We start from the raw sequence: 25165 nt of genomic DNA on the forward strand, positions 1-25165 counted from the left end.
TTCGCCGCAATCCCGACCTATTTCGGCGGCGAAATCTGGCTTGGGTAGAGGCGAACGGTTCAGGTAGTTAACTGCTCCCAGTTGGAAGAGAGTCCAGTATGTATGGAAGGTCGAAGACACGGAAATTTCTGAAAACGTTTTCCCGGGAAGACGACGGCGCCTTCACTCTTGAAATGGTCATCTGGTCGCCTCTGATCCTCGGAGCGATCCTGCTTATCCTCGACTTTGCCTTCCTGATGACGGTGGATGCGGGCATGTGGCACGCCAGCCGCGACACCGCCCGAGCCCTGTCGACGCACCGTATCCGCCCCGACGAAGCAGAAGAGTACATGCGCGGCCGCTTGCAATACCTGCGCGACGATTACGACATCAATATCGACGTATCCCGAAGCGAGGTCGTGGCCTCGGTCGCGCTGGATACCACGGACGCGGCACTTACCCCGGTGATCGGACGCTACGTGGTGGGCACTTTGAATGCTCGCGTGGCCATGATGCGGGAGCCGGAATGATGCGCATGCCCCTGTTTCCCATCAAAGCGCCTTGCCTGTCATTGGGCCAGTTGATCCGTTCCGACGACGGGGCGGGCACCCTGACCAGCCTTTTTGTGCTTACCGTCTGCCTGCTCATGGGGGGCGCAGCGGTGGACATCGCCAACGCTTACCGCGTCAAGGAAGTGCTTCAGGCCAATGCCGAAGCCAGCGCCATAAGCGGCGCAGTCCGCATGTCCGAACCCCTTGAGAGTGAAACCGCACGGGATACGGCCCGCCGCATCGCCGACATCGGGCTAACCCAGGCGGGATTGTCCGATGCCTGGCATGACGCCGGCTTTGAGGTGGGGCTGGTGGATCCGCTGACCGATACCTTCACCCCCGTCCCCATGCCCGCCGCCGGCCAGCTACCGGGCCCGGGCATCAATGCGGTGCGCGTGTCGCTGCACCGCGATGCCGCACATGGCAATCCCGAACCGTTGCGTGTCGTCGGGCTGTTCGGCTTCGACCCATGGGATATCAGCGGTCAGGCCGTTGCCATGCTGCGCAACCGCCCGACGCTCGAGTGCATCGATCCGCTGCTCTCGCTTCAGGCGCGGGTCGATGTGTCCTCCCGCAACGCGTTCGTCGGGATCTGCCTGCACGCCAATGCTGCGGTGAGCTATGGAGAGGTGCCGTCCTGGCGGCGCGACGTGGTGGATGATGTGGTAAACCGTCTGCTCCTCGACGCAGCGGGCGGCGGGCTTCTGACCAGCTTTGTCTCACCGGTGCAGCCGTCAGAGATCATGGCCATGGTTGCCTCCGTGGACAGGACCGTGGACCTGCACGATCTCGACAACCTCTCGGTGGTCAGCGACGGTAGCCTGCATGTGACCTGCAAAGACAATGAGGTGCTGCACCTCGAGGACGGCTTCGTTCTGCAGAACGCGGCGATCTACTCCGATTGCCCCGTGCGGATCGAGGGCGAGGTCAGCCTTGATGCCAGCCTGCTCGTGGCCAACCTTTCATCACTGCTGACCGATCCCGATGCCATAAAGGTGACGCCCGATGCGCTCCTGACCGGCTCGCCGGCCTGTGCGCCGGGGGACGGGGTGCAAATCCTGCTGTTTGCCGATCTCGACGCCGTGGTTGGAATCCCCGCGCTTGTGTCCACGGACACACCGCTGGGCGCGTTCATCGACGAGACGGTGGGCACAGTAGGCACGGTCCTTGACAGCACACTGACCCTCGTGGGCGGCATCCTGAATCCGCTGGTGGACACGGTGTCGGACCTGACTTCTGACCTGCCGCTGCTGCCGATCTGCCTCAACGCGGAAACGATGCTGTCGTCGGACACGGTTGCCCTGCGCTAAGCTTTCGGCAGCAGCAGAGAGGCATCCCCGTAGGAGAAGAAGCGGTAGCGTTCGGTCACTGCGTGATCGTAGATCCGCATCACCCGGTCGCGCCCCATGAGGGCCGAGACCAGCATCATCAGCGTCGATTTCGGAAGGTGGAAGTTGGTCATCAGCGCGTCCGCCACCCGGAAATCAAAGCCGGGATAGATGAAGATGTCGGTGACCCCCGTCCAGGGCGCAATGACGCCGCTGTCCCGCGCGGCGGTCTCGATCAGGCGCAAGGCGGTGGTGCCCACGGGGATCACCCGTCCGCCGGCAGCCTTGGTGGCGACGATCTCGGATGCCGCCGCAGCGGTGACCTCGCCCCATTCGCCGTGCATCTTGTGTGTGGTGACATCATCGACCTTGACCGGAAGGAAAGTCCCCGCGCCCACGTGCAGCGTCACGCGGGTGAACTGCACCCCCTTCGCCTCCAGCGCATCCAACAGCGGCTGGTCAAAATGCAGCGACGCGGTTGGGGCGGCGACCGCGCCGGAATGTTCGGCCCAGACGGTCTGGTAATCGCTCTTGTCCTGATCGTCCGCCGCGCGCTTGGCCGCGATGTAGGGCGGCAGAGGCATGGCGCCTGCCTCGTCCAGCGCCTTGTCAAAATCCTCGCCTACGAGGTTGAAGCGGAATAGGCCCTGCCCGTCCTCCCGCGCCTCGAGCTTTGCCGACAGGGCGTCCGAAAACACCACCACCTCGCCGTCGCGCAGCTTGCGCAGGGGTTTGACCAGCGCCGCCCATGTGCCGTCCGCGCGCGGCTCGAGCAGCGTCAGTTCCACCTGCGCCCGTGTGAGCCCGTGTTCGCTTTCCCGCTCGCGCCAGCCGTTCAGCCGCGCCGGGATCACCCGCGTGTCGTTCAGCACGAGCCGGTCGCCGGGGCGCAGCCAGTCCAGAAGGTCGGTCACCCGGCCATCGTGGATCGTGTCCCCCTCGGCCACCAGAAGCCGCGCTGACGAGCGCGGGCTTGCGGGCCGCGTGGCAATGAGATCCTCGGGAAGATCGAAGTCGAAGTCGCTGAGCTGCATGGGATTTCTTCGCAATGGCCGGGCGCGCGACGCGCTATTGGTTGAGGCTGGGGGGCGGGCGACGGAAGATGTCACGGAACATCCCCGGAGTGAAGACCGAAAGCGGGTTTACCGACACCTGCGGCTCGCGCACCGGGCCGCGCAGGTTGAAGTTGAAGCCGATGAGTCCCTCGCCCTTGCGCGAGAACAGCCGCCCGATGCCGTTGATGATGTAGATCGGCGACAGCACGCCCTGCATGTCCATGGTCTGCGAGCCAAGGTTGTAATACCCATCCATGGAGATCCCCATGGAGGGGCCGGTGGCGCTCGACCGTTGCAGGATCACCTGCGTGGGCGTCAGGCGGAACCGCGCATCCACCTCGCTGAAATAGAGGCCGGGCCCGTTCAGCTCATCGATGAGCCCCACCACAGAGATGGCGTCGATAAGGCCGGTGATGGCCGGTGCATTGTTGAGCCGCGCCCCCCCGATCTCGAGATTGCCGTCATAGTGCCCGGTCTGTCCCGGCACCGGCACGAGGGTCAGATCGAAGGTGCCGTCCTGAACGTTGCGGAAGATGCCCGCACCTTCCAGAACATCGCCCGCATCGCGCGCCTGAAGCCGGATGGCCGAGCCGCCGTTGGTGGGCAAGACCCGGCCAGTGATGGGAGCCTGCCCGCCGACGCTGGCGGTGAACTGGCCATCAAGCCCCGCAGCGGTCTGTGCAAAGCTTCCCTGGAAGCCGGTCAGCGCGATCTGCTCCGACACCTGCAGCCGGTCGAGGCGTACCGCGATGGGCCCGCCCCCGGAGCCGCTCCCGCCCGATCCGCCCCCAAAGGGCGCGCGGCGCAGGTCCAGCGTGCCGCCGTTCAGCGCCACCGCGGGCGGGGCGCCCTGCCCGCGCGAGCTCAGCACCGCAGAGCCGTCAAGCCAGCCTCCCACCCGCAACCGCGGCAGATCCAGCCGGTCGAACTGCCCCGAGGAGGTCAGCCGCACAGCGCCCCGCGCCTCGAGCCCGGCGGCGTTCAGCGACAGCCGCTCCACCGTGAGCGGACGGCCAAAGCGCCCCGCCACCTCGAAACGGCCCGTACCGCCTTGGGTCAGCCGCCAGCCGATCTGAGGCAGCGACAGCCCCACCCCCGCCAGCGACGAGGTCAGCGAAAAGCGCGGGGCCTGCCCGTTCGGCAGATCGATTGTCAGCTGCGCCGGCCCCGAGCCGCTGATGGTGCCCGGCGGCAACCCGATGCCCAGAGACTGCGCCGCCGCCTCCGACAGGGTCACCTGCCCCTCCACCCGGCCCGTGCCGGGGGTCAGCGGCTGGGTCCAGCTGCCGTTGAAGGGAATGCCGTCCATTTGCACCCGGCCCGAAACCACGATGCGGTCATCGTTGAGGTCGAGCGCCAGCCGCTGCGCGCTGAGCCGCTTGCCGGGCACGATCTCGGTGCTGGCAAAGCCTGTGACGCTGCCCGAGGCGCTGATCGCGATCTCCTCGCGTTGAACGCCGCGTTTCAGCGGGATCACCAGCTGTCCGGTCAGCGCCGCCGTCCCGTCGCCAAGCGCCACGGGCTTCTTGGCCTTCTGCATGATCTCGAGCTTGGGGCTGTCGATGTAGGACAGCACCGCCTCCATCGGCCCGCGTGCCTTCAGGTCGAGGATCCCCGTCCAGGGCCGCACGGTCATGTCAGGGATGGTGAAGGTCGAACCCGCTCCGTCCAGCCGCCCGCCCTGAGGCGGCGCGACATAGCCATCCTCGAGCGTCACAGCCATGCGGTCATCGTAAAGCGTGAACTGCCCCGATGCCCCCTCAAGCCGCGGCAGGTTGCGGGCATAGGTCAGCTCTCCGCCTTCGATGCGGGCGTCGATATAGGGTTTCAGACGTCCGCCAGGATCGAGCCGCAGCGCAATCACCGCATCGTGCAGGGTGGCGGCGTGGATGTTCTCGGACACCCATTTGCGGGCCTTGACGTTGCCTTCCTTGCCACCCTCGGGCCAGAGGCTCATCAGCTTGTCCCGCTCCAGCCGCGCCACCCGCGCATCCAGCGCCATGCGCCAGCCCTCGGGCTCGGCGGCAAGGCTGCCCGAGACCCGGAGCGGCAGCTCCGCGTCGGTGATGCGCAGGCGGCCCAGCTCGAAGCGAAAAGGATCGAAGGCAAGGCGCCAGTCCAGCTCGGCTCCGTCGATGCGCACCGGGCTGTCGAGGAACCCCTCCGGGTCCGCTTCGAACTGTGAGATGCGGAACTGGCCGACCATGGCATCGGGCAGACGGCCACTGCCATTCTGCTGCAGCTGCGCCCGGCCCGAGGACTGCAACGTGCCCAGAGCGCTGGCCACATGGATGTCGTCGAAGGTCAGCGTGCCGGCTGCGGGATCATAAGAAAAATAGGTGCGGGCAAAGCTGAAGGGGATCGGCTCGGTCCGAGTGTTCGGCTGTAGCACGCCCGCGCCGATCTGAAGCGTGGCATTGAGAGCACCAAGCCGCCCCTCTTCGGTCATGCTGGCCCGCAGCGCTCCGGAGATCGGCGCCCGAAGCCCCCCGAGCCAGGCCAGCGCCGGGCTTTGCGTGGCAATGTCCTGCGCTTCAAGCCCCGACAGGTTGACGCCGAACTGAGCCGAGCCTTCACCGATGGTGTTCTCGGCGGTCACCGCAAGCGTCGCGGGCACGTCACCACGCCCCAGCACCGACACATCGCCCGCAAGGCGCAGGCTACGCCCCTCGCGGGTGATCGACACGCGTCCGCCGTCGGCGGTCCAGCCGCGCTGCGCCCGTGCGTCCTCGTAGCGGATGGTCAGCGCCTCGGCGCTGATCGAAGTCAGCTTGTCGAGGCGCGGATCCTCGAGGGCGCGCTGAAGATTGGCCAGCATGGTCGGGATGTCCGGGGTTGGCGTGTCGGAGGCGAACACATCCCCCAGCGCCAGGCCGAACCGCCCGTCCGCATCGCGCCGCATGGCGAGCGAGGCCCCCGACAGATGCACCAGACGCAGATCGATCCGACCCCGGAAGAGATCGGCAAAGGTCATCCCGGCCACGAGGTTCGACAGCTGCGCCACCGGGGCGCCGGTGTCACTGCGGATGCCCACGTCCACCAGCCTGACCCGGGCCATCCCGTCGGGCCGGACTTCCAGCTGCAAGTCCCCGAAGCTGAGGTCGATCCCCGGAACCGCCTGCGCGATGCGCTCTTCGATCTGCTCCCGCAGCCAGCCTGGCGCCGACAGGGGCCGCTCCATCACCGACCACAGCCCTGCCCCCGCCAGCAAGACGATCACCGTCAGGACCGAGAAGATCCCCCCAAGCCAGCGCCGCTTGCGCCCTTTCTTGCGGGGCTTCGGTGCAATGGGCGTCTTGGCTGTGCCCCTCTCGGGAGCTTCACCCTCAGTCTGGCCATCCTCTGTGCCGCCGGTCTCCGGCGTGCTGCCCGCAGGGCCGCCGCCGGGAGTCGCGGCATCGTCCTCCGGCGAAGGGGTGCTGCTCTCGGCATCCTCGCAGGAGGACGTACCGCTCTGCCGACTGCCTGTATCGCTGCCGTTGGCAACGCTCAGGTCCATGCGGCTGCTCTCGTCCACGGCAGGCCCGGCGCCTGCCGAACGGTCGTCTTCCATGCCGGCGCGGGCTTGGTCAGCCCCTTGCGGGCGTTGGTCTTTCGGGGAGGTGTCGCTCAAGGGGCGGCGGTCTCTGTTTGCATCTGCGTCCGGGCGTTCTACACCGTGAGGCGATACACATCCAAACACAATTCCGGAGCCAGAGCCATGACCGACACCGCCCCCGATTTCACCCTGCCCTGCACTGGCGGAGACGACGTCACGCTGACAGCCCTGCGCCCCGCCCCGGTGGTACTGTTCTTCTACCCGCGTGACGACACCTCGGGCTGCACCCTCGAGAACCAGGATTTCACCCGCCTGCTGCCCGAGTTCGAGGCCGCAGGCGCGAAGGTCTTCGGCATTTCCAAGGACAGCCTTGCTAGCCACGACAAGTTCATGGCCAAGAAGGAGCTGACCGTGCCGCTGCTATCGGACGAAGGCTCCGAGGTCTGCGAGGCCTACGGCGTGTTCAAGGAAAAGAAGATGTACGGCAAGACCTTCATGGGCATCGAGCGGTCCACCTTCCTTGTCGGGCCGGATGGGCAGATTGCGCAGGAATGGCGCAAGGTTAAGGTGCCCGGCCACGCCGACGAGGTGCTGGAAGCGGTGCGCGCGCTCTGATATCCGGCCTCACCGCCCCTGCCGCAGAGCCGGCCGGGGCGGTGCAAATTCCTTGGCAAGGAATTTGCCCGAAGACAATGACGCAGCCCGAAGGAGCCCGGCGATGCTGACCCTCAGCGAGATGGCGGTGGATGTGCTTACCACCGCGGACGGACGCGAGAAGACCGCGAAATCCCACGCCCATGCCGCCGCATGGCGCGCCGCGCGCGATGCCGGAACACCGCTCGAGATCGGCAGTGCGACGCCGCCCCTGCGCCCGTCCCGTCCGGCAGAGCCCGAGCTGCTCAGCCCACGCGAGGTGCCCAAACGCAAGCCCGGGTCGCCGCAGGGCCGTATCGCGCTGCTCCACGCGGTCGCTCATATCGAGCTCAACGCCGTCGATCTGCACTGGGACATCATCGCCCGCTTCACCGACACGCGCTTCCCGCTTGGCTTTTACGATGACTGGGTGCGCGCCGCTGATGAGGAATCCAAGCACTTCAACCTCATGTGCGACTGCCTCGAAGAGCTTGGCAGCCATTATGGTGCCCTGCCCGCCCACGCGGGCATGTGGCGCGCCGCGGAGGACACCGCCGAGGATCTCATGGGCCGCCTCGCCGTAGTACCCATGGTGCTCGAGGCGCGTGGGCTCGACGTGACGCCGGGCATGATCGAGATCTTCCGCAAGGCCAAGGTGGACAGCGCAATTGCCGCGCTCGAGACCATCTACGCCGAGGAAGTGGGCCACGTGGCCTACGGATCAAAGTGGTTCCATTTCCTTTGCGGCCGTCACGATCTCGATCCGCGCGACGTGTTCCACGACCTCGTCCGGACCTATTTCAAGGGTGGCCTCAAGCCCCCCTTCAACGAGGAGAAACGAGCCGAAGCCGGGCTGCCACCGGATTTCTACTGGCCCCTCGCAAACGAGACTCCCCATACGAAACGCACAACCTGAAGGTTTCAAACCCTCGAACTGAAACGAAAACCGGCGGATTCTCGCCATTTTCCGGCTGATCGGCGGTATCCGACGCGTTTTCCCCGTGAACGTTGTTGCGACGGCAACACTCCGTGGTCTATCCCGTTCGCGGGCCGGACAGGTTGAGTGATCAGCCTTCCGGGACGGGACTGAAGACGAGGGACAGACCATTGCGAACGCGTCTCGCGATCAGAATGCATGCGCTCATGGAGCGATTTTTTCCGGAACGCAGGCTTTTCCTGAAATCCGATTCCGACACAAGGTTCATCCGGCTCCGGTCGGAAACCCAGCTTGCCGCCTTCCTTGGCTGCACCGCGCTGGTTGCATGGACCACGGTGGCCACGTCGATCCTGCTGATGGACAGCATCAGCGCCGGCAACTTCCGCGAACAGGCCAAGCGCGACCAGATCACCTATCAGCGCAGGCTCAATGAACTTTCCGGCGAACGCGACAGCCGTGCCGCCGAAGCACTGGCCGCTCAGGAACGCTTCAACAGCGCGCTGCAGCAGGTTTCGGCCATGCAGTCGAGGCTGCTCGACAGCGAGGCTCGCCGCCGCGAGCTGGAAACCGGCATTGACGTGATCCAGACCACTTTGCGCGACACCATGAAGGAGCGCGAGCAGACCTCGGACCGCCTTGCCGCTCTGGAAAGTCGCATTGAGGGTGGCGCTGTGCAGGCCGCCGGGGGTGGCGAAGCAGACGCCACACTCGACATGCTGGCAGATGCACTCGCCCGCACCGCGGAACAACGCGATCAAGTGGTGGCCGACGCCCGCGACGCGCTTACCCGCGCGGATGACATGGCCACCGAGATCCGCCTCATGGAAGAAGAGAACGACCGCATCTTCCGCCAGCTCGAAGAGGCGATGACCGTCTCGGTGAAACCGCTCGACAAGATGTTCGAAGCTGCGGGCATGGACCCCGACAACATCATCAACCAGGTGCGCCGCGGCTATTCCGGCCAAGGTGGTCCGCTGAACCCGATCACCTTCTCGACCCGCGGTGGCACCGTGTCTTCGGACGCCGAGCGCGCCAACCGCATCCTGGGAGAGATGGACCGGCTGAACCTCTACCGCATCGCCTCGCAGAAGCTGCCCTTTGCCGTGCCGCTGAAGGATGCCTTCCGCTTCACATCGGGCTTTGGCCGCCGCTGGGGCCGCCTGCACGCCGGCACCGATTTCGCAGCGCCGCACGGCACCCCGATCTATGCAACCGCAGATGGTGTCGTCACATATGCAGGCTGGATGTCGGGCTACGGCCGCCTTGTGAAGATCAAGCACGAGTTCGGGATCGAGACACGCTATGCGCACCAGTCCAAAATCCACGTGAAGGTTGGCCAAAGAGTCTCGCGCGGGGATCGGATCGGTGATATGGGGAATACCGGACGGTCGACCGGAACGCACCTTCATTACGAGGTTCGCGTGGGAGGTGAGGCTGTGAACCCCATGATCTACATCAAGGCTGCAAACGATGTTTTCTAAAAGCAAAATCAACGAGCCTGGCCCGAAGGCCGAGGACACCTCCGCACCGAAGCCCGCGGCAGAAGCACCCCGCCAGCCTGCGACCGAGTACAAGCCGTCGACCCCGCCCAAGGCCAAGCCGCCCGCCTCTGTCCTGTCGAGCGACCTGCACATCACCGGCAACCTCAAGACCACCGGTGACATCCAGGTCGAGGGCACCGTGGAAGGCGACATCCGCGCCCATCTTCTGACCATCGGCGAGACCGCAACCATCAAGGGTGAAGTGGTCGCCGATGACGTGGTCATCAATGGCCGTATCGTGGGCCGCGTCCGTGGCCTTAAGGTCCGCCTGACCGCGACCGCCCGGGTTGAGGGTGACATTATCCACAAGACCATCGCCATCGAAAGCGGTGCCCATTTCGAAGGCTCCGTGCAGCGCCAGGACGACCCGCTGTCCACCCGCGGCAAGGGCTCGGCACCGGCAGCGGCCCCGCAACCGGCCCGCGCCGGATCGGCCAGCGAAGGCGAAGCCTGAGCGTCTGCCCAAGGGCCTATTCCGCCAAGGATCTGACCAAGCGCCGGGCCGCACAGCCCGGCGTTTTTCGTTTCGCTCTCACGTTTCCGTTGTCGCCATGGCAGTGCCGCACTCGGACCTCCGGGCCATACTGCCGGACATGACAACGCCGGACCTCCCGGCCCGGCGCTCGTGTCATGTCAGTCTCGTGCTACGCGGACGGCGCCTCAGCCCATCACAGCCTTGCGAAGCATGTTCAGTGCCACGAGGATAAGGAACCCGCCAAAGAAGCGCTTGAGCCGGCTGGCATCCGTTGCATGGGCGATCTTGACCCCCAGCGGCGCGGTCAGCAGGGTCATCACGATGATGACGAGGAAGGCGGGAATGTTCACCGCCCCAAGGGTGAACGGCGGACTGGACTCCGGACCGATCTCAACCAGCAGGAACCCCAGCGCCGATGGCAGCGCAATGGCAAGGCCGAAGCCGGCCGCAGTTGCCACGGCACGGTGGATTGCCACGTTGTGCAGCGTCATGAATGGCACGCCGAAGCTGCCGCCCCCGATGCCCATGAGCACAGACAATAGCCCCACCACGGGCGAATAGATGTACTGCCGCCCGCCCTTCGGCATCTCCTGCGCCACGCGCCATGCGTTGCTGCCGAAGGCCATGTAGGCACCGATGAAAAGTCCGACGAACCCGAAGATCGCCTGCAGCGTGCTCGACCGCAGCCCCGCTGCCGCTAGCACGCCGATCAGGGCGCCGATGACAATGCCCGGCGCCCACTGCTTCAGGATGGTCCAGTCCACCGCCCCCTTGCGATTGTGGCTCAGGACCGAGCGGATCGAGGTGACGCAGATGGTCGCCAGCGACGTGGCAAGGCAGACCTGCATAAGCTCCGGGCCGTCATATCCCATCAGCGTGAAGCTGTAGAAGAACGATGGAACAAGCACGATGCCGCCGCCCACGCCCAGCAGGCCGGCAAGCACCCCTGCCACGCCGCCGATGACGACGAGGAAGGCGAACAGTTCGAGTATGAGGATTGGATCGGGCATGTAGGTCTCCGGTCAGGGCCGCCTGTCTGAAGAGGCGGCGGAAAGCGTCTCGGCCAGCACCAGAAAGGCAGTGGCCACGTGGCTGCGCATGTGTTGGCGGGCAGCCTGTGCATCCTTGCCGATGATCGCCTCGGCGATAGCGGCATGTTCAATGTGAGAGGTGGCCATGCGGTCGGCATCGGCCCGGAAGTTGGCATCGCGCCAGCCGAAGGTCCGCAGGTTCAGATCCTGCAGCGACGCGGCAAGGATATCATTGCGCGCTCCCGTCCGGATCGCCGCGTGGAAGGCGAGGTTGAGAGCCGCATAGCCTTCGGGGTCCGTGGTGACCTCTCCTTCCTGCAGGAGGGCGGCAAGCTGGCGGCGCTCGATCTCGGACATGCGCAGGGCGGCAAGTGCGGCAATGGCGCCCTCGATCTCGCCCGCGGCCTCGAACAGGCGCTCAAGTTCATCCATGCTTTGCTGACGGACCACGAAAGCACGGCGGGTGCCGCGTTCGGCAAGACGCGCCTGCTCGAGCCGGTGCAGTGCCTCGCGCACCGGTGTTCGGGAGACGCCGAACCGTGCCGCAAGCGGCTGCTCCGACAGGGGCTCGCCGGGCGCGAGGCGCCCAGAGACGATCTCCTGCAGCAGGCTGCCAAAGATCTGGTCTGCGGTTCTGTCGGACACGATCTGCGATTCCCCCGTTGATCCGGTGTACCGTTTCATTGCATATGTATACATGTCAGCTCAACCGGATTCGATGACAACCATTCGGAAGGTGACAGGCAAGGAGATGACGGCGCGGCCCCTGCCACGCTGCCCAAGGGACAGGACGACCACATGCATGATTTCTTCTCGGCGCGCCGCCCCGCGCCGCTGGCCACCACCGCGATGATCGCGACCTCGCATCCGCTGGCGACCTCTGCCGGCCACGAGATCCTGAGCGCTGGCGGCTCGGCCGTCGATGCGGCCATTGCCGCCGTGGCGGTGCAATGCGTGGTCGACCCCCTGATGACCGGCATCGGCGGCGACTGCTTCGCGCTCTATGCCCCCAAGGACGGCCCGATCAAGGCGCTGAATGGCTCGGGCCGGGCCCCTGCCGCCGCCACTGTCGAGACTCTGAAGGCCGCCGGGCTCGGGGACAGCGTCCCGCAGACCAGCCCCCACGCGGTGACAATCCCCGGCGCGATCTCGGCTTGGTGCCGCCTGCATGACGATCACGGCACGCTGCCACTGGAACGGCTTTTTGCCCGCGCCATCGCCTACGCGGAAAATGGCTACCCGGTTACCCCGCGCGTTGCCATGGACTGGGCGAAAGAGGCGTCGGTCGTCGAGGGCGATGCCCATGCAGCCGCCGTCTTCCTGCCAGGAGGCACGCCCCCGAAGGCGGGCGACCGCCATGCCCAACCGCTGGTCGGCGCGCGCCTGCGCGAAATCGCTGCGAAGGGTGCGGCAGGCTTCTACGAGGGCGAGACCGCCGCGAAGATGGCCGCGCACCTGCAATCGCTCGGCGGCCTGCACACGCCTGAGGATTTCCACGCCGGCAAGGACGCCGCCTTCTGGACCGATCCGATCCACGCCGAATATGCCGGGCACGATGTCTATGAATGCCCCCCCAACGGACAGGGCGTGGTGGCGCTGCTGATCCTGCGCATCCTGTCACGCTTTGACATGGGCGAGGGCCTCTCGGAGGCGGACCGCATCCACCTGCACGCCGAGGCAACCAAGCTGGGCTACCATCACCGCGACGCGCTTCTGGCGGACCCCGAGCAATGCCCGGCCCTTGTGGAAACACTGCTGTCGGACGAGGTGGTCGATGCCCTCGCCGCGCGTATCGACATGACCCGCGCCCTGCCCCCGGCGCTGTGGGACGAACCCGAGCACAAGGACACCATCTACATCTCCGTGGTGGACGCGGAGGGCAACGCGCTCAGCTTCATCAACTCGATCTTCCACGGCTTCGGCTCGGGTCGGCTCTGCCCCGAGACCGGCGTGCTGTTCCAGTCGCGCGGTGCCGCCTTCCGGCTGATCGAAGGCCATCCCAATGCAATCGCGCCGGGCAAGCGGCCGCTGCATACGATCATTCCCGGCATCCTCGTCAAGGACGGCGTGCCGGTGATGCCCTTCGGCGTCATGGGCGGGCAGTACCAGGCGGCGGGCCACGCGGCCTTCCTGTCGGGGCTGCTGGATCTCGGCCTCGGAGTGCAGGAGGCCATGGACGCCCCGCGCAGCTTTGCCATTGGTGACGTGCTGCAGATCGAACCGGGCGTGTCCGCCGAGGCGCGCGCCAGCCTCGAGGCTCGGGGCCACAAGCTGGAGGTCCAGACCAGTCCCATCGGCGGCAGCCAGGCGGTGCGCATCCACGAGGGCACCGGCTTCCTCGAGGGCGGGAGCGACACGCGTAAGGACGGTATGGCGCTGGGGTTCTAGAGGCCACGCCAAGGGCCACTGCCTAGGGAAAGGGGCGCCGCGAAGGGATCGCGGCGCCCCTTCTGCGTGTTCGCGCCATGGCGCTCAGAACATAGTGTTGTCGTTTATGGCCTTGGCGGGCACCGGCTGCATGCCCTCCAAGAGCTCGACGATGATGCCACCCCCGGCTCGGAAAATGTCGACGATCGTCCGGTCCAGATCGTCTTCGGCGATTCTGGGATAAACATGCAGCCACAGAAGGCGGCCGCTGCTTGCGCAGCGCTCGATCTCGGAGAACCCATCAGACCTCTCGGCGAAGAAGCTGGCAGAGTACTTCACGACGGGCTCTTTGCCGTCGGGCAGGTAGGGACTTGGATGTCGCCGTCAGCCATCGCCGAGACCCTGCCCTCATGATCGAGGAAGATGCCCTCACGGAATCCGATGACCAGCACGAGGGTCTCGGCCTACTGCGCCGGATCGCGCGGAGCATCATGCGCAATGAGGCGCGACGTGGTGCAGGCCACGGCAAGAAAGGCCGCAGGCAGGGTGAGCTTGTGGAAGTTCACACGGCGCTCATCCTTCTGGACTGGGGAAAGATGGTTTCTCGCTACCACCCCAAGAAGCATCGCGCGTGGTGGCTACCGCGCTGGCGATTGGGGACCTGCCCCCCGGATGCCACCCAAACGTGACAGGGGCGCCGCGATCTGCGCAGCGCCCCTGTCCGTTTGAAGACAAATTGTCGTGCGCTCCGGCAAATCTGCCGGGACGCTTCGCGATCAGTGCGTGACCGCGCCCGATCCCTTGTCCTCGCCCTTCGATGCGCGCAGGGCGGCGGCGGCCTCTTCGGCCTCCTCGTCCCACTCGATCGGCTCCGGCTCGCCCACAAGAGCGATCTTGAGCACTTCGGACACGTGCTTGACCGGGATGATTTCCAACCCTTCCTTCACGTTGTCGGGCAGCTCGGCCAGATCCTTTTCGTTCTCTTCGGGAATGAGAACGGTCTTGATCCCGCCTCGCAGCGCCGCGAGCAGCTTTTCCTTCAGCCCGCCAATGGCGGAGGCGTTGCCGCGCAGCGTGACCTCGCCGGTCATGGCGATGTCCTTGCGCACCGGCAGCCCGGTGAGGACCGACACGATGGCCGTGACCATGGCCAGACCCGCAGACGGGCCATCCTTGGGCGTCGCGCCATCAGGCACGTGCACGTGGATGTCCATCTTGTCAAAGCGCGGTGGCTTGACCCCGATCTGCGGCGCGACGGAGCGCACGTAGGACGACGCCGCCTCGATGCTCTCCTTCATCACGTCGCCGAGCTTGCCGGTGGTCTTCATCCGGCCCTTGCCGGGCAGTTTGAGCGCCTCGATGTGCAACAGGTCGCCGCCCACGGAGGTGTAGGCCAGACCGGTGACGACACCCACCTGGTTTTCATCCTCCGCAAGGCCGTAGCGGAATTTCCGCACCCCGAGGAAATCGTCGATGTTGTCCGAGGTCACGTCCACGTGCTCGGCCTCTTTCTTGACGATCTTGGTCACGGATTTCCGAGCAAGGCGCGCGATCTCACGCTCAAGGTTCCGAACCCCGGCCTCGCGGGTGTAGTACCGGATGATGTCCGTCAGCGCCCCATCGGTGACCGAGAATTCGCCCTTCTTCAGACCATGCGCTTTGACCTCTTTATCAAGAAGGTGACGCTTGGCGATCTGGAGCTTCTCGTCCTCGGTGTAGCCCGACAGCGGGATGATCTCCATCCGGTCAAGCAGCGGCCCAGGCATGTTGTAGCTGTTCGAGGTCGTCACGAACATCACGTTGCTCAGGTCGTATTCCACCTCGAGATAGTGGTCCACGAAGGTACCGTTCTGTTCCGGGTCGAGTACTTCAAGCATCGCCGAGGCCGGATCGCCACGGAAGTCCTGCCCCATCTTGTCGATCTCGTCGAGCAGGATGAGCGGGTTCGTGGTCTTGGCTTTCTTCAGTGCCTGGATGATCTTGCCGGGCATGGAGCCGATGTAGGTCCGGCGATGGCCGCGGATTTCGGATTCATCGCGCACGCCACCCAGACTGATGCGGATGAACTCACGCCCCGTGGATTTCGCCATGGACTTGCCAAGCGAGGTCTTGCCGACGCCCGGAGGGCCGACGAGGCAGAGGATCGGGCCCTTCAGCTTCTGGCTGCGCGCCTGAACCGCGAGATACTCGACGATACGCTCCTTTACCTTCTCGAGGCTGTAATGGTCGTGATCGAGGATCTCCTGCGCCTTGCCGAGGTCCTTCTTCACGCGGGACTTGGTGCCCCACGGGATCGACAGCATCCAGTCGAGATAGTTGCGCACCACCGTGGCTTCGGCGGACATGGGGCTCATGTTGCGCAGCTTCTTGAGCTCCGCATCGGCCTTTTCACGCGCTTCCTTGGACAGCTTGGTTGCGTTGATCCGCTCTTCGAGCTCGGCCACTTCGTTCTGGCCGTCCTCGCCATCGCCGAGTTCCTTCTGAATGGCCTTCATCTGCTCATTCAGATAGTACTCGCGCTGGGTCTTCTCCATCTGGCTCTTGACGCGGGTCTTGATCTTCTTCTCGACCTGAAGCACCGACAGCTCGCCCTGCATCAGGCCGTAGACCTTCTCGAGCCGCTCGGAGATCGGCAGCGTTTCCAGCAGATCCTGCTTCTGGTCCACCTCGATGCCGAGGTGCCCCGCCACGAGATCGGCAAGCTTCGCGGGCTCTTCGGTCTCGGAGACGGCGGAGAGCGCCTCTTCGGGGATGTTCTTCTTGACCTTGGCATACCGCTCGAACTCTTCGGCGACGGTGCGGGTCAGTGCCTCGATGGTCGACGCATCACCGGGCATCTCCGAGACATACTCGGCCTTTGCCTCGAAGAAGCTGTCATTCTCGATGTACTCGGTGATCTTCACGCGGCTCTGGCCTTCGACCAGCACCTTGACGGTGCCGTCGGGCAGCTTGAGCAGCTGCAGCACGTTGGCGAGAACGCCAGCGCGGTAGATCCCGTCCGAGTCCGGATCGTCGACCGAAGGGTCGATCTGAGCGGCAAGCAGGATCTGCTTGTCGTCAGCCATCACCTCTTCCAGCGCCTTCACCGATTTTTCGCGCCCCACGAAGAGCGGCACGATCATGTGGGGGAACACCACGATGTCCCGCAGCGGCAGCACAGGATAGGAGGAGTTGAGAGCCTGTTGCATGTGCATTCCTTCACTTGGCAGGATGGCCCGGCCCCGGTCTTCCGGCAGCTACCACCATCCCCTTAACTCTTGCTTAATTGGGGCCGCCCCTGCAGCAAATCAACCACGGCCCGGGTGCGCGCCAGAATGACCCTGCACGCAGGTGGGCGCAAGCGAACATTCTTCGCTTGGCGTCTCGCAAACGACACAAACCCCGCACGCGGAGCGTGCGGGGCAGCGCCATCCGCCCTTGGGGCCGGCGCATCGGGGCAGTGACGTCGCGGCGCCGGATCAGCTGTCCTTCGATGTCTCCGCCGACTTGGCGGCTGCCTTCATGCGGGCCAAAAGCTCGTCCTTGGCGGATTTTCCGCCCGTCGCGGCCTTGCCCTTGTTGCTGGCGCCATTGGGGTCGAACCGCGGTGCGTTGCGGCCAAGCTTCGCGCCGCCGGATTTGCTGTAATCCATGGGATGTCATCCTCTGAAGAAGGGCGCCCCTGCCGGGCCGCCCTGAAACGATGCTCATGCACCGCCGCGCGGATTCAGGCAAGCATTGCCTGCACGGTCCGCGAAAGTTTGAACGAAAGCGCTCAGGCGCTTTCCTCCTCGAGGGTCGGATAATCGGTGTAGCCCTCGGCCCCGCCACCGTAGAAGGTGGACTGGTCGCCCTCGTTCAGCGGTGCATCCTTACGCAGCCGGTCCACGAGGTCGGGGTTCGAGATGAAGGGCCGGCCGAAGGCCACCAGCTCGGCCTTGCCCGAGGCGACAGCATCCAGCGCAAGCGCCCGGTCGTAGCCGTTGTTGGCCATGTAGGGCCCGTCGAAAAGCGCACGCAGCGCCTCGATGCTCTGGCCCTCTTCCAGCTCGCGCGAGCCGCCCGTGGCGCCCTCGATCATGTGCAAGAAGGCGAGGCCGTACTTTTTAAGCCCCTTCACCACGTAGTCGAAATCCGCCTGCGGGTTTTCGTCGTCGATGCCGTTGGCGGGCGAGAACGGAGACAGGCGCAGGCCGGTTCGATCCGCGCCGATCTCGTCTGTCACTGCGTCCAGCACTGCAAACAGGAACTTGGCACGGTTCTCGATCGGGCCGCCCCAGTCATCATCGCGCTGGTTCGCGCCGGTCTTGAGGAATTGGTCGATGAGATAGCCATTGGCGCCGTGCACCTCGACACCGTCAAAGCCTGCCTCGATGGCGCATTTCGCGGCGTGCCGGTAATCCTCGATGGTGGCGGCGATCTCGTCTTCGGTCAGGGCGCGGGGCACGGAGGTTTCCTCGAACCCGTTGTGGGTGAAGGTCTTGCCGCCCGCCCCGATGGCCGAGGGCGCAGCGGGCGCCTGCCCGCCGGGCTGAAGCGAGGTGTGGCTTATGCGGCCCACGTGCCACAGCTGCACGACAATGCGCCCGCCGGCCTCGTGAACCGCGTCCGTCACCTTGCGCCATGCGGCGACCTGTTCGGGGCTGTGGATGCCGGGGGTCTGGATGTAGCCCTTGCCCACGGGCGAGATCTGCGTCGCCTCGGTGACGATGAGGCCCGCACCGGCGCGCTGGCGGTAGTATTCGACATGCAGGTCGGTGACGCAGCCGGTTTCATCATCGGCACGGTTGCGGGTGAGCGGGGCCATGACCACGCGGTTGGCCATGTCGATGGCACCGGCGGTGAAGGGAGTGAAGAGCGCTTCGGTCATGTTGGTCTCCTGTTCTGGCGGCCGTGGTGGCCGGTTGGAACAGGACTTAGGCACGGATCGTCGCGCAGCAATGGTTCGCGCATGCACAGCCCCGTGCGGATATGCACATACTTGAATATATAGCCGCGGAACCTGCGTCATTGGCCTGCATGCACACGTGAGGGCCCCTGCGCATCCGTTAAGTTCGATCCGATGCGCCTGCGTCCCCGGCCTGAGCCAGCGGGAGACCGGCCGGCCACACACCCGCCCACTGCGCTCAGAGCCGGGGGATGTCGCCGTCGGCCCGGCCTGCGTGGAAGGCCGCTTCCCACGCCTCGAACCGTCCTTCGGCGATGGCGTGGCGCATCTCGTCCATGATGTCCTGAAAGTACTGGAGGTTGTGCCAGCTGAGCAGCATCCCCGAGATCATCTCGCGTGAGCGATAGACGTGGTGCAGGTAGGCACGGCTGTAGTTGCGGCAGGCCGGGCAGGAGCAATCCTCGTCAAGCGGGCGTGGATCGTCCGCGTGGCGGATGTTCTTGAGGTTGACCACACCGTGCCGGGTGAAGGCCTGCCCGGTGCGCCCCGAGCGGGTGGGCAGCACGCAATCCATCATGTCGATGCCGCGTTTCACCGCGCCGACGATGTCGTCAGGCTTGCCCACGCCCATGAGGTAGCGCGGCTTGTCCACCGGAAGGTTCTGCGGCGCATGGTCGAGGCAGGCGAACATCGCCTCCTGCCCCTCGCCCACGGCAAGCCCCCCGACCGCGTAGCCGTCGAAGCCGATATCCGTCAGCGCCTTGGCGGATTCTGCCCGCAGGTCAGGCTCTAGCCCGCCCTGCTGGATGCCGAAGAGCATGTGGCCGGGGCGATCCCCGAAGGCTTCGCGCGAGCGGGCGGCCCACCGCATGGACAGCCGCATGGATGTGTCGAGCCGGTCGCGGTCGGCGGGCAGCGCCGGGCATTCATCGAAGGCCATGACGATGTCCGAGCCGAGCAGTTTCTGGATTTCCATGGACCGCTCGGGGCTGAGCATGTGCTTGGAGCCGTCGATATGGCTGCGGAAGGTCACCCCGTCCTCGGTGAGCTTTCGCAGCTCGGCAAGGCTCATCACCTGGAAGCCGCCAGAATCCGTGAGGATGGGCCTGTCCCAGTTCATGAAGCTGTGCAGCCCGCCGAGACGCGCGATGCGCTCGGCGGTGGGGCGCAGCATCAGGTGATAGGTGTTGCCCAGCAGGATGTCCGCCCCGGTGGAGCGCACCTGGTCGGGCATCATCGCCTTGACCGTGGCGGCGGTGCCCACGGGCATGAAGGCGGGGGTGCGGATCTCGCCCCTTGGGGTCTGGATGACGCCGGTGCGGGCGCGGCCATCGGTGGCGTGCAGGGTGAAGGACGTGGTGCTCATGGCCTTGTCCCATGCCGCAAACGACGCGGGTTGCCAAGGGTGTTTGGCGAGGATCGGCGCCGGTCGGCCCGGTGCTGACCGCCTGCCGGAGACCAACGGGCGCCCCCTGCCTGGCCTTGCGATGCCTGAGGGCGCCGGAACGAGGGGCGCTGCCCCTCGCGCTCCCCGGGATACTTGAGGTCAAAGGAAACGAGGGGGCGGGGCCCCTTGGCGAGAGTCTTGGCCTGCACGGTGAAAGAGCCGCGTATTTTAGATTTGTAGGCAGCGTTCATGTGTTGAGGCCATGATGGGCCTACAGAGAGAAATGAATGCGTCCGGCAGGCGAGAGACAGCCCGGAGCGCGATGCAACAGCCCAACCGATCGGACCGGTGGCACGTAACGCCCCGGCCGGATAGCTTTACGAGAGGGAGAGATCTGCCCATGAAAAAGACCTTTGCCACCGCGTTTGCCGCGACCTGCGTCCTTGCCGTTCCCGCTGCCGAGGCCGGTGGCCTGTTCGGCACCGTAGGGAGCCTCCGGTCCACCGCGGGCAACCCACATCCGGGCGACGGCTACCAGGGGCAGATCTATGTAACCCCGGCGGGCTGCAGCTATTCGAGGGCGCAGGTGCCGGGCTACAAACCGACCTGGCACCTGATCCTCAACGGGCAGGATGCGGGACTGACCCGGGCGGCGCGCAGCTGCCCGACCATGCTGGGGGATTACGAGCAGCTCTGAGCAGACAGGGCCACAACCCGGGCCGCCTGTTCGTGGTCGCGCACGGGCGGGCACCGTTGCACCACCTACGCCGCAAAGCGCAGGTCGCTGATTGCGTGGGACGGGTTCGCGGGCCACTGTGCTGCGCATGAACGATACTCCGGATTCCGGCGGCGCGCGCCGCATTTCACCAGCCCCAAGCGACAGCCAGTCGCCGGACGAGCTGCGGCGCCCCACATGGCCCGGCGGCATCCCTGCGGTGCTCACGCAGATGGAAGGGCGGCGCGACCGTATCGACTATGCACAGGGCGACGCGCCGCCTGCCGTCAATCTGGACTTTGCACAGCTAAGCACGCAGGTGGTCGGTGATCCCGACGCCGAGCCCGCCGAGGCAGGGCCTTTCCGCTCGGGCTATCACCGCAAGCGCCACGCGCTGCGCAAGGAGCTGGCAGGCCAGAGCGAACTGGTGTTCCTCAACGCCCTGCTCATCGCCCACCTGCGCAAGCGGGAGTTTCCCGAGCATCTGCCCTCGCTGTTCCACCGGCTATGGGCCGAACAGGGCGAGCATCTTCTTGAGAGGCTGAACCAGCGTTGGCTGGTCTCCTCGGTCACCACCTTCGGGGACCATGGCGCAACGCCGGTGCAGCGGTCGGTGGGGCTTGGGCTGACGGTGCTGTTCGGGACCATGAAGCTCTACGAAACCGAGCGGCTCTATTCCGGGCGCACGCCGGACAAGGCCTTTCCCCTTGATGGCAAGGTGAACGCCCGGCTGCCGATGGAAATGGACGCCTATGCGATCGGCGGCGGCGGGCTCGACGTGAACATGATCGGGCGGCTGTGGCTCGAGGCCGAGGGGGATGCAGTGATCGCGCCGCTGGCCCACCGACTGCTCGACCTGCTGGTGCATGACGACCGCACCCTGTTCCGCCGCCTGATGACCATGCGCACCCGCAAGGCCCGCAAGGATACGCACGGCCAGCCTGCGACCACAGCCGCCAAGGCCGAAGCCCCTGCACCAGTGCCGCTCAGCGCCCACGAGCTGACGGCCCGGACCCTGCGCTGGGGCATCGTTTCGACTCAGCGCGGCCCCCTGCCCGCGCTCGCCCGCTTCGCCGCGCATCACCTGGAGCTTGGGGCGGAGGCGTTGCACCTTTTCCTCGACGAGCCCGACGAGGCAATCGCCGCTTTCCTCGAGCGGCATCCGAACATCCACGTCACCCGTTGCGATGCCGCGTGGTGGCAAGCGACCGGCAAGGAGCGCCCCGACGCTCACCAGCTGCGCCAGGCGCACAACGCAACCCGCGCCCTGCGCGAGACTGCTGGCAGCCTTGACTGGCTTGGACACGTCGACGTGGATGAGTTCCTTCTTCCCCGGCGTCCCGTTGCTGAGCTGCTGTCCGAGGTTTCACCCCGCCATGCCCTTGCGCGGATGGCCCCCGTGGAGGCGCTGGCCCCCGGCAGCGGCTGGCCACAGCATTTCAAGCGCACCCATCATCACGCCGGCCAGCCAAAAGCAGTGCTGCAGGACATCTACCCCACCTTCGGGCTGCATCTGTACGGCGGGTTCCTCAGCCACACCTCGGGCAAGGTCTTTGCCCGCACCGGCATTCCCGAAACACGCCTTGGCATCCACACGCTCAAATACCGCGGCAGCGATGCCACCAACCGTGCCCGGCTGGATGACTTGCCTCTGGCACACCTGCACGCCCCAAGCTGGGAGCATTTCCACGATCACCTCGCCTTCCGCCGCGCCCGCGGCTCGTACCGGCCCCGGTCGGAGCGGGTCGAAATGGGGCAGGCGAACCTCATTGCCTTTCTTGCCGAGGAAGAGGGCGAGGCGGGGTTGCGGATGCTCTTTGACGAGGTCTGCGCGGACACGCCGACCTTGCGCGACCGGCTGGCTGCCCATGACATGCTGCTGACCGAGACCTTCGATCCCGATGCGGCGGTAGCGCGGGTCTTCGGAGCGCTGCCGTGATCCGCTGGGGCACCGTCACTACGACCAACGCGCCGCTGCCCGAGATCCTCGACTTTGCCGCATGGCATCTCGAGCTCGGTGCGCATCGGGTCTACATGTATCTCGATGAAGACATGCCGCAGGCCGAGGCGGTGCTGCGCGCCCACCCCAAGCTGCGGGTGTTCCGCACCGATGCCGCGTGGTGGGACAAGCGCGGCGGACGGCCAGCAAAGCACCAGGTGCGGCAGGGGGCCAACGCTCGCCATGCGGGCAACCGCAAGCCCGAGGTCGACTGGCTGGCCCATATCGACACCGACGAGTTCCTGCTGCCCGCCACGCCGCTCGAGGCGCAGCTTGCCGCGCTGCCCGGGCATTGCCTTTGTGCCCGCGTCCGCCCGGTGGAGGCGCTGGCCGGACCGGGGCCCGAGGTGCTGTTCAAGGCGTTCCACCTGGACCAGAGCCAGCGGCAGGCCGCTGCCCACGCCTGCTTCGGGCCATGGGCGCAGCACCTTTCCGGCGGGTTCCTGAGCCACGTCGCCGGTAAGCTTCTGTTTCGCCCGGGCACCAAGGGCCTGCAGATCCGCATACATAACGTCACGCTGGATGGCGTCGACAACCCCGGAATGCAGCCCCTGCCCCTGACCGAGCTAGGGCATTTCCACGCCGCCAGCTGGGACCAGTTTCTTGCCGCCTACCGATTCCGCCTTGCGCGCGGCTCATACAGGTCAGAACTGAAGCCGCAGTCACGCACGACCGGTGCCGTGAATCTGCACGATCTCTTCGCCATGATAGAGCACACCGGCGGCGAAGAGGCGCTGCGCCAGTTTCACGACGAGGTCTGCACCGCAACGCCCGGGCTTGTGCGGCGGTTGGAGCAGCATGGCCTGTTGCGCCGCCATGCCATGGATCTGCCCGCCCTGCGCGCCCGACATTTCCCAGAAGCCACCGATAATTAAACATTGCCGGACTGCTTAAGCGCAAAAAGCTGAGATTCCTCGAATCAACCTGTGCCGGCCAAGACCGGAGGCCGGAAAACTGACGCGAAAACCATAGTTTCAGCGCTGCGTGAGCGTTCTCATTGACCTTTGCCCGCTGTTTCCGGTAAAAGCGCCGCAATCGGGATCGGTTATGCCATGAAATGCAGGGCCATACGGGCCTGATCCCGAACCAGATGAGCGGGCCGCGTTTCGAGTGTCCGCACCCAAATCGGACACGCATGACAAAGTTTTCTGATCTCAACCTGAACCCCAAGGTTCTCAAGGCCATCGAAGAAGCGGGCTACGAGACGCCCACGCCGATCCAGGCGGGCGCGATTCCCCCGGCTCTCGAAGGCAAGGACGTGCTGGGCATCGCCCAGACCGGTACCGGCAAGACCGCCAGCTTTACCCTGCCGATGATCACCTCGCTGGCCCGCGGCCGCGCCCGCGCCCGGATGCCGCGGAGCCTCGTGCTCTGCCCCACCCGCGAGCTTGCCGCCCAGGTCGCCGAGAACTTCGACACCTACGCCAAGTACGTGAAGCTCACCAAGGCGCTGCTGATCGGCGGCGTGAGCTTCAAGGAACAGGAGCAGCTGATCGACAAGGGCGTCGACGTGCTGATCGCCACCCCCGGCCGCCTGCTCGACCATTTCGAGCGCGGCAAACTGATCCTCACCGATGTGAAGGTCATGGTCGTGGACGAAGCCGACCGGATGCTCGACATGGGCTTTATCCCGGATATTGAGCGGATCTTCTCGCTCACGCCCTTCACCCGCCAGACGCTGTTCTTCTCGGCCACCATGGCGCCCGAGATCGAACGCATCACCAACACCTTCCTGTCGAACCCCGAGCGCATCGAAGTGGCCCGTCAGGCCACCGCCTCCGAGACGATTGAACAGGGCGCCGTGTTCTTCAAGGCGTCGCGCAAGGACCGTGAGGCCAGCGAAAAGCGCGATGTTCTGCGCAAGCTGATCGAGCACGAAGGCGACAAGTGCACTAACGCGATCGTCTTCTGCAATCGCAAGGTGGACGTGGATATCGTGGCAAAATCCCTCGTGAAGCACGGCTACAACGCCGCGCCGATCCACGGTGATCTGGAGCAGAGCCAGCGCATGCGCACGCTCGAGGGCTTCCGTGACGGGTCGGTTCGCCTGCTGATCGCATCGGACGTGGCGGCCCGCGGTCTTGATGTGCCAAGCGTGAGCCACGTTTTCAACTTCGACGTTCCTGGCCATGCGGAAGATTACGTGCACCGCATCGGTCGCACTGGCCGTGCCGGTCGTGAGGGCAAGGCCTTCACCATCGTGAACGCCCGCGACGAGAAGAACTTCGAAGACGTGGAAAAGCTGATGCAGCGCGAGATCCCCCGCATTGAGCTTCCCGGTGTTCAGGCCACTACGGCCGATGCGCCCGAAGCAGCCGGCGAGGAAAAGCCGAAGCCCAAGCGCACCCGGACCCGCAAGCCCCGCAACGCCCCGAAAGAGGCCGTCGCCGAGGCCCCTGCAGAAACCGTGGCAGAGCAGCAGCCGGCTCAGGAGCAACCCACACAGGCACAGCCCGCCGAGCCTGCAGCTTCGGCAGCGCCTGAGGCAGAGGCCGCCAACGACAGCGCCGACAAGAAGCCGGCCCGCTCGCGCAGCCGGTCGCGCAAGACCACTGAACAACGGGACGAAAACCGCTCGTCCTCGCGTGGCGGCCGCGACAACAACGTGGTGGGCATGGGCGATCACATGCCCGAGTTCATTGCGCTGAGCTTTGACGAACGCCGCGCGAGCTGACGCCGCATCGCAATTTGCCGGGAAGGGCCAATCCTCAAGGGGTTGGCCCTTTTTTCATGCGCCATTGATTTTGGGCGTGGACTAACCT

Annotated in this window: 21 protein-coding genes; 12 read left to right on the forward strand and 9 right to left on the reverse strand. The window is 65.6% G+C overall.

Translation table 11 applies throughout. The features are described from left to right. The first annotated feature begins 98 nt into the window (after nucleotides 1-98). Entirely contained in the window at nucleotides 99-509 is a 411-nt protein-coding gene (locus IEX41_RS02215; protein ID WP_188788381.1) for a TadE/TadG family type IV pilus assembly protein, read from the forward strand. A gap of 5 nt (nucleotides 510-514) precedes the next feature. Further along, entirely contained in the window at nucleotides 515-1840 is a 1326-nt protein-coding gene (locus IEX41_RS02220; protein WP_188788383.1) for a TadE/TadG family type IV pilus assembly protein, read from the forward strand. Here the strand turns inward: IEX41_RS02220 and queA are convergent. Both queA and IEX41_RS02230 read right to left on the reverse strand, forming a co-directional pair. After that, nucleotides 1837-2892 carry a tRNA preQ1(34) S-adenosylmethionine ribosyltransferase-isomerase QueA gene (gene queA / locus IEX41_RS02225; RefSeq protein WP_188788385.1) on the reverse strand — a complete coding sequence of 352 codons (1056 nt, stop codon included), beginning with the start codon at nucleotides 2890-2892 and terminating at the stop codon, nucleotides 1837-1839. The genes IEX41_RS02220 and queA overlap by 4 nt on opposite strands. Nucleotides 2893-2926: 34 nt before the next feature. Further along, the gene (locus IEX41_RS02230) at nucleotides 2927-6526 is read right to left on the reverse strand and encodes a YhdP family protein (protein ID WP_229672881.1); all 3600 of its coding nucleotides are present in this window, start codon (nucleotides 6524-6526) and stop codon (nucleotides 2927-2929) included. 87 nt (nucleotides 6527-6613) lie between these two features. On the opposite strand from IEX41_RS02230, the gene IEX41_RS02235 reads away from it, so the two are divergent. The 4 genes from IEX41_RS02235 (at nucleotide 6614) to IEX41_RS02250 (ending at nucleotide 10016) form a co-directional block, all read left to right on the forward strand. Further along, nucleotides 6614-7066: a peroxiredoxin gene (locus tag IEX41_RS02235; protein ID WP_188788387.1), complete on the forward strand. Its 453-nt coding sequence runs from the start codon at nucleotides 6614-6616 to the stop codon at nucleotides 7064-7066. A 103-nt stretch (nucleotides 7067-7169) separates the two neighbouring features. Further along, complete coding sequence (locus IEX41_RS02240; RefSeq protein ID WP_188788389.1) at nucleotides 7170-8000, forward strand: ferritin-like domain-containing protein; 831 nt, start codon at nucleotides 7170-7172, stop codon at nucleotides 7998-8000. 191 nt (nucleotides 8001-8191) lie between these two features. Next, nucleotides 8192-9502, forward strand: a complete 1311-nt coding sequence (locus tag IEX41_RS02245; RefSeq protein WP_188788390.1) for a M23 family metallopeptidase — start codon at nucleotides 8192-8194, stop codon at nucleotides 9500-9502. Further along, nucleotides 9492-10016, forward strand: a complete 525-nt coding sequence (locus IEX41_RS02250) for a bactofilin family protein (protein WP_188788392.1) — start codon at nucleotides 9492-9494, stop codon at nucleotides 10014-10016. The genes IEX41_RS02245 and IEX41_RS02250 overlap by 11 nt, the downstream gene beginning before the upstream one ends. A 206-nt stretch (nucleotides 10017-10222) precedes the next feature. On the opposite strand, the gene IEX41_RS02255 is transcribed toward IEX41_RS02250, so the two are convergent. Both IEX41_RS02255 and IEX41_RS02260 read right to left on the reverse strand, forming a co-directional pair. Further along, on the reverse strand, nucleotides 10223-11047 hold the full coding sequence (locus IEX41_RS02255; protein WP_188788394.1) for a sulfite exporter TauE/SafE family protein: 825 nt from the start codon (nucleotides 11045-11047) through the stop codon (nucleotides 10223-10225). Nucleotides 11048-11059: 12 nt separating this feature from the next. Continuing rightward, entirely contained in the window at nucleotides 11060-11713 is a 654-nt protein-coding gene (locus IEX41_RS02260) for a GntR family transcriptional regulator (RefSeq protein WP_188788396.1), read from the reverse strand. 153 nt (nucleotides 11714-11866) lie between these two features. On the opposite strand from IEX41_RS02260, the gene IEX41_RS02265 reads away from it, so the two are divergent. Then, a complete protein-coding gene (locus IEX41_RS02265) occupies nucleotides 11867-13456 on the forward strand; it encodes a gamma-glutamyltransferase family protein (RefSeq protein WP_188788398.1) in 1590 nt (529 codons plus the stop codon). An 84-nt stretch (nucleotides 13457-13540) separates the two neighbouring features. Here IEX41_RS02265 and IEX41_RS02270 read toward each other — a convergent pair whose 3' ends face one another. Continuing rightward, complete coding sequence (locus IEX41_RS02270) at nucleotides 13541-13774, reverse strand: hypothetical protein (protein WP_188788400.1); 234 nt, start codon at nucleotides 13772-13774, stop codon at nucleotides 13541-13543. Between the two features lie 71 nt (nucleotides 13775-13845). On the opposite strand from IEX41_RS02270, the gene IEX41_RS02275 reads away from it, so the two are divergent. Then, on the forward strand, nucleotides 13846-14124 hold the full coding sequence (locus IEX41_RS02275) for a hypothetical protein (protein ID WP_188788402.1): 279 nt from the start codon (nucleotides 13846-13848) through the stop codon (nucleotides 14122-14124). An 87-nt stretch (nucleotides 14125-14211) separates the two neighbouring features. On the opposite strand, the gene lon is transcribed toward IEX41_RS02275, so the two are convergent. The 4 genes from lon to tgt all read right to left on the reverse strand — a co-directional run bounded on the left by lon (nucleotide 14212) and on the right by tgt (nucleotide 19668). Further along, nucleotides 14212-16623 carry an endopeptidase La gene (gene lon / locus IEX41_RS02280; protein WP_188788404.1) on the reverse strand — a complete coding sequence of 804 codons (2412 nt, stop codon included), beginning with the start codon at nucleotides 16621-16623 and terminating at the stop codon, nucleotides 14212-14214. A 270-nt stretch (nucleotides 16624-16893) separates the two neighbouring features. Next, nucleotides 16894-17067: a hypothetical protein gene (locus IEX41_RS02285; protein ID WP_188788406.1), complete on the reverse strand. Its 174-nt coding sequence runs from the start codon at nucleotides 17065-17067 to the stop codon at nucleotides 16894-16896. 122 nt (nucleotides 17068-17189) lie between these two features. After that, the gene (locus tag IEX41_RS02290) at nucleotides 17190-18284 is read right to left on the reverse strand and encodes an alkene reductase (protein ID WP_188788408.1); all 1095 of its coding nucleotides are present in this window, start codon (nucleotides 18282-18284) and stop codon (nucleotides 17190-17192) included. Between the two features lie 256 nt (nucleotides 18285-18540). After that, complete coding sequence (gene tgt, locus IEX41_RS02295; protein WP_188788410.1) at nucleotides 18541-19668, reverse strand: tRNA guanosine(34) transglycosylase Tgt; 1128 nt, start codon at nucleotides 19666-19668, stop codon at nucleotides 18541-18543. A 421-nt stretch (nucleotides 19669-20089) separates the two neighbouring features. Here tgt and IEX41_RS02300 point away from each other — a divergent pair, with 421 nt between their 5' ends. From IEX41_RS02300 to IEX41_RS02315, 4 genes are all read left to right on the forward strand, one after another. After that, the gene (locus tag IEX41_RS02300; RefSeq protein ID WP_188788413.1) at nucleotides 20090-20386 is read left to right on the forward strand and encodes a hypothetical protein; all 297 of its coding nucleotides are present in this window, start codon (nucleotides 20090-20092) and stop codon (nucleotides 20384-20386) included. Between the two features lie 127 nt (nucleotides 20387-20513). Then, nucleotides 20514-22343, forward strand: a complete 1830-nt coding sequence (locus IEX41_RS02305; protein ID WP_188788415.1) for a glycosyltransferase family 2 protein — start codon at nucleotides 20514-20516, stop codon at nucleotides 22341-22343. Continuing rightward, nucleotides 22340-23278 (forward strand): glycosyltransferase family 2 protein, encoded by a 939-nt coding sequence (locus IEX41_RS02310; RefSeq protein WP_188788417.1) that lies wholly within the window; start codon nucleotides 22340-22342, stop codon nucleotides 23276-23278. The genes IEX41_RS02305 and IEX41_RS02310 overlap by 4 nt, the downstream gene beginning before the upstream one ends. A 260-nt stretch (nucleotides 23279-23538) precedes the next feature. Beyond that, entirely contained in the window at nucleotides 23539-25077 is a 1539-nt protein-coding gene (locus IEX41_RS02315) for a DEAD/DEAH box helicase (protein ID WP_188788419.1), read from the forward strand. Nucleotides 25078-25165 lie beyond the last annotated feature (88 nt).

The organism is Salipiger pallidus (genome assembly GCF_014643635.1).
In the GTDB taxonomy this organism is placed as follows: Bacteria; Pseudomonadota; Alphaproteobacteria; order Rhodobacterales; family Rhodobacteraceae; genus Salipiger; species Salipiger pallidus.

Bases quoted from the DNA above. Each gene is read 5' to 3' on its own strand.
- IEX41_RS02215 (WP_188788381.1), top strand. From the start codon at position 99: ATGTATGGAAGGTCGAAGACACGGAAATTTCTGAAAACGTTTTCCCGG.
- IEX41_RS02220 (WP_188788383.1), top strand. From the start codon at position 515: ATGCCCCTGTTTCCCATCAAAGCGCCTTGCCTGTCATTGGGCCAGTTG.
- queA (WP_188788385.1), bottom strand. From the start codon at position 2,892: ATGCAGCTCAGCGACTTCGACTTCGATCTTCCCGAGGATCTCATTGCC.
- IEX41_RS02235 (WP_188788387.1), top strand. From the start codon at position 6,614: ATGACCGACACCGCCCCCGATTTCACCCTGCCCTGCACTGGCGGAGAC.
- IEX41_RS02240 (WP_188788389.1), top strand. From the start codon at position 7,170: ATGCTGACCCTCAGCGAGATGGCGGTGGATGTGCTTACCACCGCGGAC.
- IEX41_RS02250 (WP_188788392.1), top strand. From the start codon at position 9,492: ATGTTTTCTAAAAGCAAAATCAACGAGCCTGGCCCGAAGGCCGAGGAC.
- IEX41_RS02255 (WP_188788394.1), bottom strand. From the start codon at position 11,047: ATGCCCGATCCAATCCTCATACTCGAACTGTTCGCCTTCCTCGTCGTC.
- IEX41_RS02265 (WP_188788398.1), top strand. From the start codon at position 11,867: ATGCATGATTTCTTCTCGGCGCGCCGCCCCGCGCCGCTGGCCACCACC.
- IEX41_RS02275 (WP_188788402.1), top strand. From the start codon at position 13,846: ATGATCGAGGAAGATGCCCTCACGGAATCCGATGACCAGCACGAGGGT.
- lon (WP_188788404.1), bottom strand. From the start codon at position 16,623: ATGCAACAGGCTCTCAACTCCTCCTATCCTGTGCTGCCGCTGCGGGAC.
- IEX41_RS02285 (WP_188788406.1), bottom strand. From the start codon at position 17,067: ATGGATTACAGCAAATCCGGCGGCGCGAAGCTTGGCCGCAACGCACCG.
- IEX41_RS02290 (WP_188788408.1), bottom strand. From the start codon at position 18,284: ATGACCGAAGCGCTCTTCACTCCCTTCACCGCCGGTGCCATCGACATG.
- tgt (WP_188788410.1), bottom strand. From the start codon at position 19,668: ATGAGCACCACGTCCTTCACCCTGCACGCCACCGATGGCCGCGCCCGC.
- IEX41_RS02300 (WP_188788413.1), top strand. From the start codon at position 20,090: ATGAAAAAGACCTTTGCCACCGCGTTTGCCGCGACCTGCGTCCTTGCC.
- IEX41_RS02305 (WP_188788415.1), top strand. From the start codon at position 20,514: ATGAACGATACTCCGGATTCCGGCGGCGCGCGCCGCATTTCACCAGCC.
- IEX41_RS02315 (WP_188788419.1), top strand. From the start codon at position 23,539: ATGACAAAGTTTTCTGATCTCAACCTGAACCCCAAGGTTCTCAAGGCC.